This is a genomic window from Aquimarina rubra (assembly GCF_042684305.1).
In the GTDB taxonomy this organism is placed as follows: Bacteria; Bacteroidota; Bacteroidia; order Flavobacteriales; family Flavobacteriaceae; genus Aquimarina; species Aquimarina rubra.
Window position 1 is genome coordinate 986,026 of the sequence record NZ_JBHULE010000019.1, and the last position, 12,419, is coordinate 998,444.

The 12,419-nt window shown below is 28.4% G+C and carries 11 protein-coding genes; 10 read left to right on the forward strand and 1 reads right to left on the reverse strand.

Annotated features, from left to right (window positions below; all coding sequences use genetic code 11):
• The 5 genes from ACFSR1_RS12865 (at position 1) to ACFSR1_RS12885 (ending at position 5,799) form a co-directional block, all read left to right on the forward strand.
• Positions 1–1,038, forward strand: a complete 1,038-nt coding sequence (locus ACFSR1_RS12865; protein WP_378293097.1) for a polysialyltransferase family glycosyltransferase — start codon at positions 1–3, stop codon at positions 1,036–1,038.
• 508 nt (positions 1,039–1,546) lie between these two features.
• Positions 1,547–2,158 carry an O-antigen ligase family protein gene (locus ACFSR1_RS12870; RefSeq protein ID WP_378293099.1) on the forward strand — a complete coding sequence of 204 codons (612 nt, stop codon included), beginning with the start codon at positions 1,547–1,549 and terminating at the stop codon, positions 2,156–2,158.
• Between the two features lie 2 nt (positions 2,159–2,160).
• Entirely contained in the window at positions 2,161–3,387 is a 1,227-nt protein-coding gene (locus ACFSR1_RS12875; protein WP_378293101.1) for an O-antigen ligase family protein, read from the forward strand.
• An 18-nt stretch (positions 3,388–3,405) separates the two neighbouring features.
• A complete protein-coding gene (locus tag ACFSR1_RS12880) occupies positions 3,406–4,737 on the forward strand; it encodes a fibronectin type III domain-containing protein (RefSeq protein WP_378293103.1) in 1,332 nt (443 codons plus the stop codon).
• Positions 4,738–4,749: 12 nt separating this feature from the next.
• On the forward strand, positions 4,750–5,799 hold the full coding sequence (locus ACFSR1_RS12885) for an acyltransferase family protein (RefSeq protein WP_378293105.1): 1,050 nt from the start codon (positions 4,750–4,752) through the stop codon (positions 5,797–5,799).
• Here ACFSR1_RS12885 and ACFSR1_RS12890 read toward each other — a convergent pair.
• Positions 5,786–6,913 (reverse strand): hypothetical protein, encoded by a 1,128-nt coding sequence (locus tag ACFSR1_RS12890; protein WP_378293107.1) that lies wholly within the window; start codon positions 6,911–6,913, stop codon positions 5,786–5,788. The genes ACFSR1_RS12885 and ACFSR1_RS12890 overlap by 14 nt on opposite strands.
• A gap of 87 nt (positions 6,914–7,000) precedes the next feature.
• Between ACFSR1_RS12890 and ACFSR1_RS12895 the strand changes: the two genes are divergently transcribed.
• The 5 genes from ACFSR1_RS12895 (at position 7,001) to ACFSR1_RS12915 (ending at position 12,389) form a co-directional block, all read left to right on the forward strand.
• Positions 7,001–7,903: a hypothetical protein gene (locus tag ACFSR1_RS12895; RefSeq protein WP_378293109.1), complete on the forward strand. Its 903-nt coding sequence runs from the start codon at positions 7,001–7,003 to the stop codon at positions 7,901–7,903.
• A gap of 17 nt (positions 7,904–7,920) precedes the next feature.
• Positions 7,921–8,616 (forward strand): WecB/TagA/CpsF family glycosyltransferase, encoded by a 696-nt coding sequence (locus tag ACFSR1_RS12900; protein WP_378293111.1) that lies wholly within the window; start codon positions 7,921–7,923, stop codon positions 8,614–8,616.
• 175 nt (positions 8,617–8,791) lie between these two features.
• Complete coding sequence (locus ACFSR1_RS12905) at positions 8,792–10,039, forward strand: undecaprenyl-phosphate glucose phosphotransferase (protein WP_378294507.1); 1,248 nt, start codon at positions 8,792–8,794, stop codon at positions 10,037–10,039.
• Between the two features lie 126 nt (positions 10,040–10,165).
• Positions 10,166–11,413, forward strand: a complete 1,248-nt coding sequence (locus tag ACFSR1_RS12910; protein WP_378293112.1) for an oligosaccharide flippase family protein — start codon at positions 10,166–10,168, stop codon at positions 11,411–11,413.
• A 25-nt stretch (positions 11,414–11,438) separates the two neighbouring features.
• Positions 11,439–12,389, forward strand: coding sequence for a class I SAM-dependent methyltransferase (locus ACFSR1_RS12915; RefSeq protein WP_378293114.1), 951 nt, complete (start codon positions 11,439–11,441; stop codon positions 12,387–12,389).
• Positions 12,390–12,419: the final 30 nt, after the last annotated feature.

Below are 12,419 nucleotides of genomic sequence, written 5' to 3' on the forward strand. Positions count from 1 at the left end.
TTGAAAAAGATCAATTATATAATTTTAATAGTTACACCTTTTCATAAAAAAGTGGTTTTTCATCTATTCCCAGATTTGTTAAATAGAGAAGATGTGTTAATATTGTTTAGTGAATACGTAGATTTTGATAGAAGATATTTGACTTTTGAAAGACTCAAAAGTTATGGTTTTTCAAGAAGAGAGCTATTTAATAATCCTTTTGGACTTTTAAAGAGTACTTTACATAAAGTCAATAGTATTAAACAGGAAATTAAACTATTAAAAAAGAAATACGCTTTCTCGAATGAACTTAAGGTTCTGATATGCTCAGATAAGGACATATTTACTCAAATACTCATTAATAAAACAATTTCTAAAAACTACCCTAACAGAAGATTAATAGCCATAGAAGAGGGGATTGGTTTTTATTCAAAGATAAAATTCAAAGACCTTTTGTTATCATTTTCATACAAAATGATAACACCTATTTTATTTGGTATTAGATTACACTATTTTAAAAGATTAGGTTGCCATCCAAAAATAAATGATATTTATTTAAGAGTTCCTGAGCTGTTGGATAAGAAAAGAAAAAATTTAAATTACATAAAGTTTTTTCTTAATACTTCAAGCAATGATAAAAGAACACCTTCAAAAGGAACCTGTCTTTTATATTCTTTTCCAGAACAAGATTCGAAGCAAAGAGTCGAAGTGAAGATTAATATTATTAAAATAATTGCTGGGTATTTAGATCAAAAAGGAAAAAAACTTGTTATTAAACCGCATCCCAGAGAAAATAGTGAGGTATTGATTAGTGAACTTAGTGAAATAAAAAACGTAACTATTTTAGATAAAAGTGTTTCTGGAGAAGAAATTGATTATTTTGAGTATGAACAAATCTTTAATTTCTTTTCATCGATTATTATAGATATATTAGATAAAAAATACCCACCAAATAAATTGATTACAATAGGTTCTCGTAAAAAATGTCCGATTGAATTTTCAGAAGAAATGAAATATATACCAATTAATAAATTTAGCACAGATCAAATTGAGAATTAAAAAATTGCCCTTTACCGTTTTTCTTCTTGTGCTATTTTATCCGATTCTTCTTCTTTTTCCTGTTTTTTTGGGAAAGAATGGTTTTGCTTTTACAGCACCATTTTTCTTTGGTGTATTTTTAGCAATTTTTTTGAGTGTTTTGATTAAGGGTAAAATAACAATTAATAATCGAAATGTTATTTTAGCATTATTGCTCTTAATTTGTTTATCGATATTTAATTTTACAAGTCTTAGATATTCCCTTCCTGTATTTTATTTGGTATATACATTGTTTCTGTTTTTATTTTTTGAAGACAAAGACAATTATCTGGTTAGGAAAGATGTTTTTTTTGATAACTTCCTGTTTATTTATATTGTACTAGCTATACCATTTATTTTTTTAGAGCAAGGATATGTAAAAGGAGACAGGTTTTCCGGATTTATAGGGTCCCCAACTATTTTTTCCGGCATAATTTCGGCAATTTATATAATTTTCGCAAACAAAAAACGGCTGTTTTCTATTAAGTCTATGGCCATTTATGTAGTCGTTCTATATCTAGTTTATTTAACAAAAACAAGGTTGATTCTACTATTTTTGTTAGTCTATCCATTACTTAGGGTTTTAATGAATTATAAAAAATGGTTCACTATAAAAAGAGTATTTGTCATTTTTTTGATGACAACATTGTTTATTTATTTTTTATATACTAGAGTTACAGAATGGTTTCCTTCATTAGTAACTTTAAGATATGAAAATTCACAAGATTCTTCTTTTAATTTGAGATTTTACTTATATTCTCTAATAGAGGATAATTTCATTAATGGTAATTGGATTGAAAGAATGCTGGGAAAGGGGAATGAGTTTTCTAGAAATTTTATAAGAGCAAAATTTGATCACGATTTAATGCCCCATAATGATTATATAAGAATACTAAATGATTGGGGAGTTGTCGGTTTTTTACTTTTTATTTATTTCTTTTATAAGATTGGTACCAAGAATAAAAATACACTTTTTGTTTCCTTAGTTTTCATGTTATTGTTTTATTCTAATATGATTTTCAACCTTTTTATGATATCTATATTAATAATACAATATTTCAATAATGGAGATAGTGATGAAGATCAATTAAAAAAGACTTGAATATGGAAAAGGCATTTAATTTATCAGCATATTTTTATGCTTTTTCTATTGCTTTATTTCCTTTCTTATCTTCCGTAGCCTTGGGTGTTTTTATAGCTGCCAGTATATTTCTTTTGATTAAAGAAAAAAAGTGGTTTGGAGAGTCAATACATGGAGGGCTATTACTTTTTTCAGTGCTATTTTTTATGTATGTTATTTATGTTCCCTTTTCATTAGAGATTAATAGAGGGTTTAAAATTATATCCAGAATATTACCGATTGTTGTTATTCCGATATTGATTTCTATTCCAAGAATAGCAAATAAACTAAAAAGGCTTAATATTAGTGTCGCTTTTATTTTGGGCGTTACTCTTTCGTGCTTAGTATCATTATTATTAGCTCTTATAACCTTTTTTAAGACAGGCAATGATTTTTCCTCATTTTTTTACTACAATCTGAGCTCATATATGCATTTACATCCTACCTATTATTCCCTTTATATCCTATGTGCCATCATTTTATTGAAAGATGATACTTTGCCGCTTATAACATTAAGATTTAAATTGTCGATTGCTTTACTTTTTACAATTTTTCTGATTTTATTAGAAACGAAAATGGCAATCTTAATTTTCTTTTTGTTAATATCAATTTTTCTGATTAAATCATTTGGTAATTGGAAAGGGATCTTTGCAGTAGCATTGTTGTTTTCATTGGTGTTAGGAATAACGTATTCTACCAATTATAATCTGAGGGTAAAAGAATTATTTAAAGATAGGGAATCGCTAAATATAGGCAATTTTGAGGAGGATGGAGTTTCTCAGAGAATCTGGCTTTGGACCAAAACGGTGGACCAAATTAAAGAAAAACCTTTATTGGGTTATGGTGTCGAATCACAAAAAACTATTTTCAGATGGAAAATAGAAAAGGAACTGTTAAAGGATGAACTTGTGGATTTCTCATTTGCCGAAGCAGCCAAAAGAATAGCGACAAAAAATTTACACAATCAATATTTGCAAATACTTTATGAGTTTGGATTGGTAGGTTTATTTTTGTTTTTAATCAGTGTTTTGTTTTTGTTTTTTCTTGCTTTAAAAAGAAAGAATTATGTGTTTTTATCAGTGTATATTATTTTTCTTCTATTTTTAATAACAGAAAACTTGCTCTATCGTCAAATGGGAATATACTTCTATAGTTTTATGTTACCCTACTTGTTTATAAAACATAATACACTGAAAGTAAATATAGGATAGATTTAAAAATAATATATGATGAAGTTTTATTTAAATATGATTTTGTGCCTGCTGCTATTATTTATTGTTGGTTGCAGTTCTGATGATTCATTAGATAACCTGCCACCACGGGATTTTGACGCTAAGGCTATTAGTGCTGGTATTAATAGTTTATCGATCAGATGGACAGAATCTACTGACCCTGAAAACTCTATTGTAAAATATGATATTTATATTGCTAAGAATGAACAGAATGCGGAATTTGTACAGATCGCATCTGCACTTTCTGAACAACAAGTGAGTAGTCCCTATCAATCAGATCCTGATTTTCGTTTCTTTTATAAGATTGAAAACTTAGAACATAATACGCAATGGAAAGGAAAAGTTGTAGCTGTAGATCAGGAGGGGCAAAGGAAAGAAAGTTTTTTTTGGACTTCTACTCAAGAGGATAAAGTTGTACCAATAATTAATAATATTACCGTTGGATCCAGAAAATTTTACGCTAGATTTTCGGTTGATTTTGAGAATTCTGGAGGTTATAAAAAAGAGTATATTGTTTATTTGAACGATAACTTAATAGATTCTAATGGCTTTTTGGATAATTTATCAGAGGGCACCACTTACAATTTACGTGTCCAGATTGATGACGGTAATGCAATATCAGATCCTTTCGAAACTTCTTTTACTACATTAAGTGGAGATGTACTGGTAGATGATCTTTATTTTGTTTCACAAAGTCAAATAGATCGTTTTGGTACAAACAGATTTAAAGAAATCCAGGGGGATGTTACCTTATTAATTGAAAATGTAGGTCAGGGAGGTATTCAAATAAATGACTTAAGCCCATTAGCCGACATAGAAATAATTTCAGGAAACTTAAAAATCGAAGGTTCTCATAGAAACCAAGAAGTCGCTTTATTTCCTTACATAAAACAAGTCGAAGGAGATCTAACCTTATTTGAAGCCCATCTTTTTAATGCGTTTGAAAGATTAGAAACTGTAGGGGGTGAATTGGATCTACATGGATGTTATCAAATGGATTCTGACCCAATAATTTTTGAAAAATTAATAGAAATACAAGGGGGTCTTTTCATCTACCAGACTGCACCAAGAGGTTTCAATAAGCTCCAAATGACAGGAAGTATACATATAATTGAAACAGGGATTATTAATCTCGATTTTTTATCTGAACTTAATACAGTGTCAGGTAATGTTTTTTTTGCTTTTAATCCAAGATTGACAGATTATTGTGGTCTTAGGCCATTATTCTCAGAAGGAAATTTTACGGGGTCTCTAACAATTGATTCATACGACAGCGACTATTTTAATCCATCAATACAGGATATCATAGGTGGTAATTGTAGTATATAACACGTATCTAGAATGGAAAACAGAATTGACTCATTAGACTACCTTAGAGGTTTAATGGCACTAGGGATTATGATTTACCACTATTTCTCATGGACTTACGGTAGTTATGGTAGTGAATCATTTTTGGGTATACTTGGCATTTACGGTGTTTCTACGTTTTATGTACTTAGTGGATTAACCCTTTATGTTGTTTACAGTAAAAGACTGACTATAGATACTATTTTACACTTTACTATTAAACGGTTTTTTAGGATATATCCATTATTGTGGATAAGTATTTTTTTAACGATTTTTTTATTGAACAAGACTTTTGATATTAAAACAATTTGGTTAAATATATCGGGATTGTTTGGATTTCTAGCTCATGATAAATATATATCAACAGGGGCTTGGTCAATAGGCAACGAATTGGTTTTTTATGCTTTTTTTCCTCTAATTATTCTTTTTGCTAAAAAGATTAAGTTTTTTGTTGAAGCTTTTTTTATTGCCTCTTTGTTTGTGGCGATATATTTTGCTTTTTTTTATTTAGATGTTAATCAAACTCTTGGTAAACAATGGAGTATATATATAAACCCATTGAATCAACTCTTTCTTTTTTCAGGTGGGATTTTGATTGGTAAACTAATTGGTAGTTATAGAAACAACTTAATTAGCTTGTTTTTGTTATTTGTAACAGTTTTAATACTTGTTTTTTATCCAGTTTCCGGTAATAGAATTAATTTGTTAGTTGATTGGAATAGATTGTTGTTTGCTAGCTTGTGTTTTGTTATAACTATTGTTTTTTTGCTTATGGATTTTCCTTTAAGTAAATGGATAAATAAGATTTTAAGTAAATTAGGACATATCTCCTATACCGTTTATCTAATCCACCCCATAGTTTTTTGGTACCTTAATAAGTTTAAAACAATAGAATATTTTAATAAATCTATACAGCCCGAGATGTTTATTGGTATAAGTATAATTACGACTTTTTTAATTAGTATAGTGATTTATGAATTGATTGAATATAAATTCATTAAAATAGGAAGGGCATTAACTAAACAAAAATCTAGTTTGGCTTAAAATAATATATGTAAAGAAAGCTAACCGAATAGATTTGTGCCGAATAACTCTCAAAATAGTATCCAGCTATAAAAGATAAAATACAAACCGACCAGCCATAAAAAATAGATACTCTGTTTAAAGAAAGGAATTTTATTACAAACTTCCAGTAATTATAGAAATACAAAACAGCACCTAAAACCCCAAAAAATAAAACGATATCGATAATTGACATTTCCGTTTTGAACAATAAATTTTGTCCTCCAAACAAATAATTTATTGTTTCGAATTCTTCCATTTGTAAATTAAAGCGATTTTCAAAAAACGAAACTCTTAAACTGGAAAGACTGTCTATTAATCCTTTTTCTCGATATATATATATAATAGGTTTGAAATAAGTTTCTAAAAAAACAATCCAATAAGATTTAGTGAAATATATAATGAGGATAAGTATGCTGATAATAAAAATGCTTTTGATTTTTCCGAGCGAATTAAAAAGGATATATAAAAACCATAAGCAAATAAACAAATACAACACCTTTGTGCCTACTAATAATGAAGCTATAACTGTAATACAAAGCAATAGCACATTTTTTACAGAGCTTTTGTGCAACAGTTTTTGATAAAAAAAAACAATTGAAGTAATAGCAATAAAAGAATACTCGTTTTGAGAACTAAATAAAGGCATATAACCAAATCTTTCGGAGAAGTGGTATGTTTGTAAGTATTGTATTTCAAATATTGCAGCAGTTAGTATATTTAAAGAGAATAGAATAAAAATTGTCTCCAAATATTTTCTGTAAATCTCATTATTATCTTGCGTAATTAAGATAGAAAAAAAAAGAATTCCAGAATAGTATTTTAAAAATTGAGCAACATTTTTTAAAACAAAATCGAAAGATTTACTATAAAGCCCAATAATTAGAATAACGAAGGAGATGCAAAGAGTAAAGATTAATTTCCTCTCTGTTTTAACAAATAAAATACAAAGAATAACTATTGTTATAAGTGTTTTTATATATTTTGAAACAAATATCTCTTGATCAATATAAATACGAGTTAATATATCCGACAGAAATATTAGAGCTAAAAAATATTGAGTATATCCATTTTTAAACAAAATACCTTTCAACATAAGTTAAACTTCATACTTTTGCACAAAGTATAATTATTTAAGATTATCACCAAAACAAAATATGATTCTTCTAAAATTGCTTCTAAAATGATGAAACCTAAAAGCCTGCTTATTATTTTGATCTGTGTTTTATTTTCTTGTAAAAATCAAAAAAATGACGAATCTAAAAAATCGTTAACTTCATTTGATAAGATATTGAAAAGAGCACTTGTAAATGGTTATTATGAACAAATTAATGACGATTTAGGAATAATCATTTATCAAGAAAAGATTTTTGTTTTATCCAGCAGCTTAGATAAAGTCCAAAATATGTTTTTGCTACATTTCATAAAAAAAGACAAGGGCTTTGTAAATAGAGACTTTAATTTTGAACCTGGGATGATTAAGAGTTCAGAACTTAATCTTTTCAAAAATTTAGTAGTTATACAAAAAGATTTTCCAAATGTAGATTTTGAATCGGTTAGGATTGGGCAGTATATAAGAAATGATAAAGGAGAACCTTCTAATGTATGGGTAAGACAAATTATAAAGGATAAAATCCTAACTTCTTCTAAAAGGTACAAGAATGAGTTTAAAGAACAAATTAATTTGAATATTCTTGATGAAGATTTCAAGAAGTCTTTAAAAACAGGTAAGTTTTTTAAAAATAAATGGGGGGATTATATTTTATTAAGTGATACATATATTTACTTTATAGTTCAATCGGATAGAAATCTTGATGATAAATTTATGCTTCATTTCGTAAAAAATGATAATACTTTTGAAAACAGAAGCTTTTCTTTTAGTTCTAAGAATTTTCAGGATTTTCTAGAAATGCCTTATTCTAAGTTAAGAATTGCGAGAGTAAAAATCCCTTACATTAGTGATCAGTTTTTAAAAATAAGAATAGGTCAATATAATAGTGAAGGTAATATATGGGTTCAAGAGTTAATTATTAGAGAAATTGAGGAAAATGAATTATTAAAATATAATAATGAGTTTTTAAAATAAAAAGTACTATTGCATTAATGAATAAACTAAAAAAATTAGTACTTAACAGTTCCGCAAAAGAACAAGTAGATATAATAGGAATAAATACATTTCTGAACCCCTACAGTTACTTAAAATATAGGGAAAATCCTGATTTATTTAATAAATTTAACAAAGTATATATAGATGGAATTCTGTTGGTTATTTGGTTTAGATTATTTGGTATCAAAGTAAAAAGGACTAGTTTTGATATGACTTCTCTGGCTCCAAAAGTTTTCGAGTTTTGTTCAGTTAATAACAAATCAATATATTTTATTGGATCTACAGATAGTGCGATTAATTTATTTGTTAATGAAGTTTCAAGTAAATATTATAATCTCAAAATTTTAGGGTATAGAAATGGATACTTTGATAATGAGCAAGAAAAGCGAAACGTATTAACGTTAATCAAAGAAAAGAATCCGGATTTTATAGTAGTTGGAATGGGGACACCTTTTCAGGAAGAGTTTTTGTTATCATTGAAAGAATTGGGTTGGAAAGGATCTGGATTTACTTGTGGAGGCTTTATTCACCAAACGGCACAAGGTATTCAATATTATCCGACTGTTTTTGATAAATATAACCTTAGGTGGTTATACAGAATTATTGACGAACCTTATCTTATAAAAAGATATTTTATTTATTATCCTAAATCTTTATTTTTATTTATATACGATATGATTTTTAAAAGATAGAGTCTCGTAAAAATTGTATAAAAATATAGACATTATAAATGTCTTCCAGTTAAGATGATAATTAGGTACTAAATCTATGTGAATGAATTCAAAAAAAAGAGGCTATTCAATCTTGATTAAACCAATTTTTATATTGGTTGATTTAGCTATATTAAATATTCTTATATTAAATATTGTGTCGAGTTCTGTATTACTTTTTTCTGTATACGTCTCAACATGCTGGATCATTTTATCAACTACTACAAGGTTTTATGAAACGAAGAGATTCTCTAAGGTTATTCAAACTTTGTCCTCTTTATTGAGACAATTTATAATTTTTGCCTTAATCCTTTTCGCTTTCATAGGATTTTTTAAGCAACCGGAGATTAGTAGACTCGATTTGACAAAGTACTTTTTTATGTCATTTCTTTCAGTTTCATTTGCCAAATACTTATTACTATTTCTTTTAAATAAATATAGAAAAGTACTAGGAGGCAACTTCAGAAATGTGGTGGTTATTGGAGACAACCAAAAAACAAATCAACTTATAGAAACCTTTAAAGAAAGAAGTGATTTTGGGTATAAGTTTCTAAAGAAATTCTGCGTCGAAAAAGAGAATTTCACTTTGAATAATTGCTTTAATTATATTGTTGAAAATGATGTAGATGAAATATACTGTTCTGTAGCTGAGCTCACTAACAAACAGCTACGAGAAATAGTTAATTTTACGGATAATAATCTTAAGGTACTTAAATTTATACCCGACAACAAGGATATTTTCACTAAGAAACTTAGTTTTGATTACTACGGTTATATCCCAGTATTATCATTTAGAGAAATCCCCTTGGATGATCCGATTAATAAGTTTGTAAAAAGAATATTTGATATTCTGTTATCTCTATTTGTGATGGTGTTTATATTATCTTGGCTAACACCCTTAATTTTTCTTTTGATACAGATAGAATCAAGAGGTCCTGTGTTTTTCATGCAAAAGCGAAATGGATTAGACTATAAAGAGTTTTATTGCTATAAATATCGTTCTATGAAACCCAGTACTAGTAGTAGGCAGACAACTAAAGGAGATGCGAGAGTCACTAAAATAGGAAAGTTTATCAGAAAGACTAGTATTGATGAATTACCCCAGTTTATTAATGTGTTAAAAGGTGATATGTCTGTAGTAGGTCCTAGACCGCATATGGTGAAACATAACGAAGATTTTGCTCAAAAAGTTGATAAGTTTATGGTGAGGCACTTTGTGAAACCCGGAATAACTGGACTAGCTCAAGTAAGTGGCTTCAGAGGAGAAATTGAAACAAACAAAGACATTATAAATCGAGTAAAATACGATATCTTTTATGTGGAAAACTGGTCTTTATTATTGGATATTAAAATAGTCATTTTAACCGCATTGAACGCGATTAGGGGAGAAGAAAAAGCTTATTAGCGAAACTTTTTTTCAAAAGGGTAGCGCATTGAAAATAATTAGTTGAACTAATCCCGATGTTTTATATGGATCTCTTATTTTTTACTAAATATTTAAGATAAAACTTTTATTAAAGATTTTAACTAAATGAAAAAACTATCCAATGAACTAAAATACTTTTTTTCAGGATCAGTTTTCCTTGGACTCAGTAGCGCATATTCCTTATTAGTTCCTATAGTTATTATTCCATATATTATTAAGACAGTAGGGTTGAATAATTATGGATTGTCAGTCATAGCATTTTCTGCAACTTTTTTTTCGTCATTGATCATTGATTACGGGTATACAATATCAGGAGTTAATAGTCTGTCTAAAAGTAATTCTGATGAAGAAAAGGGAAGAATTATTATCAAGGCAATTTATACTAAGTTTATACTTTTTTTAGGTTTACTTTTGCTATCTGGTTTACTTGTTTTATTGGTTCCGTACCTTAGAGAGCATTGTGTGTTGTTTTCGCTTTCTATGATAATTCCATTATCTTCTATTCTCAATCTGAATTGGGTACTTCAAGGTCTTCAAATGATCAAACCACTAAGCGGTATAACAATATTGAACAAAACAATATATTTACTTGGAATTTTTTTATTCGTAAAAAACCCGGAAGACTATATTTACATCAACTTTATTTTTGGAATAGGGATTTTGGTAGCCGGACTCTTTTCTTTGTATTTAATTAAAAGAAGAATTTCACTCCCTGCTATAAAATTTACTTTTTCAGACTTTGTATCAGAGATTAACGAAAGTATACATTATTTTATTTCTAATATAAGTATCTACATTTCTACGAGTCTATATCCCATAATTCTCAGTTTTTTCGTTACTGTGGAAATAGTAGGTGTTTTTGCAGCAGTAGAAAAAATCTATAATGTTATTCGGGCTCCCTTTTCTATCTATATCAACCTAATGTTACCAAGAGTATCATTTGCTGTGGAAGAGTCATTAAAGAATGCTATTCAAACTATAAAAAACACCTATGTTTTTGTGGTTGGCTTTGTACTTATTACTGTAATAGTGGTCCTCAATTTTCAACAGGAGATAGTTCAATATTTTATAAAAGATTACTTTGATTTATCCATACATTTGCTTCAAACAGCATGTGTCGGAATTGTAATCGTTCTTTTCAATTGCCCTTTTTATTTATTACTAGTGGCAATGGATAAAAGAAAGGCTATTATGACAACATTTCTATTTGTCCCTATAGTTGGGTTTATTACTTGTTTGGCTTTATCAAAATTTTATGGAGCAAAAGGAGCGTTTTACACAATTGTTTTCGTAGAATTTAGTTATGTAGTATCCTTGCTGTTATTGTATTATAAAGAATATAGGAAAAGCTAATTTTCTTTCGTTAAACTAAATTATTGTGCCAAAGACCCGATGCGAAGTTTGTGATAGCAAACAAAACGAAATAATAGATGTTAGAGAAATGATGTTTGGAACTAAGCACGTTTTTCAATATTTAGTTTGTAACGATTGCGGTAGTTTAACACTTCAGAATATTCCGGAAAACTTGGGTGATTATTATCCAAATGATTATTATTCGTTTGTAGAAGAAAAACAAAACGGCTTTAAGAATTGGGTAAAGTTTAAGGTTGAAGAATACAGTTTGGGGAACAATAGTTTTTTAGGCTCAATGTTTAGTATTTTCTTCGGGTTAGATGCTAATTTTAAAGCAATAGAAAAGTGCAACCCTAACAAGGAAACAACCAAGATATTAGATGTCGGTTGTGGCGGTGGGATTTTACTTCATAAATTAAGAAAGCAGGGTTTTACAAAGTTGTACGGAGTTGATCCTTATGTCGCTAATGATATTATTACTAAAGATATTGTTATCAAAAAAGCCTCGCTAAGGGACTTATTAGAAGAAGAGAAAAAGTATGATATCATTATGATGAGCCATGTGTTAGAGCATATGGAAAATCCAAGTCAACAATTACAAGAGGTACAACAATTATTAAATGAAAATGGACGATTGATTATAAGAGTTCCGATTAGTTCATCACATGCTTTTGAAAAATTTAAGAATAATTGGTTTCAGATAGATGCACCGAGACATCTATTTATCCCTTCGCTAAGAGGAATGAATCTATTGTCTGTCAACCAAAACCTTAGGATGCAGGATGTTTTTTTCGATTCTATGGCGATTCAATTTACAGCTAGTCAGAATTATGCTAAAGATATTCCGTTAAAGGACCAAGTCAATATTCCGTTTTTTAAAAGATTTTCCCCTAAAAGATTATATTATTCATTAGTTTCAAGAAAACTTAATAAAATAAAAAAAGGAGATCAAGCTACTTTTATTTTTTCTAAATGATATGGCTTTATTTTATCTTTTCGAATATCC

What these genes read in the sequence shown, in the direction of transcription:
- ACFSR1_RS12870 (WP_378293099.1), top strand. Translation starts at nt 1,547, where the DNA reads ATGGCCATTTATGTAGTCGTTCTATATCTAGTTTATTTAACAAAAACA.
- ACFSR1_RS12875 (WP_378293101.1), top strand. Translation starts at nt 2,161, where the DNA reads ATGGAAAAGGCATTTAATTTATCAGCATATTTTTATGCTTTTTCTATT.
- ACFSR1_RS12880 (WP_378293103.1), top strand. Translation starts at nt 3,406, where the DNA reads ATGAAGTTTTATTTAAATATGATTTTGTGCCTGCTGCTATTATTTATT.
- ACFSR1_RS12885 (WP_378293105.1), top strand. Translation starts at nt 4,750, where the DNA reads ATGGAAAACAGAATTGACTCATTAGACTACCTTAGAGGTTTAATGGCA.
- ACFSR1_RS12890 (WP_378293107.1), bottom strand. Translation starts at nt 6,913, where the DNA reads ATGTTGAAAGGTATTTTGTTTAAAAATGGATATACTCAATATTTTTTA.
- ACFSR1_RS12895 (WP_378293109.1), top strand. Translation starts at nt 7,001, where the DNA reads ATGATGAAACCTAAAAGCCTGCTTATTATTTTGATCTGTGTTTTATTT.
- ACFSR1_RS12900 (WP_378293111.1), top strand. Translation starts at nt 7,921, where the DNA reads ATGAATAAACTAAAAAAATTAGTACTTAACAGTTCCGCAAAAGAACAA.
- ACFSR1_RS12910 (WP_378293112.1), top strand. Translation starts at nt 10,166, where the DNA reads ATGAAAAAACTATCCAATGAACTAAAATACTTTTTTTCAGGATCAGTT.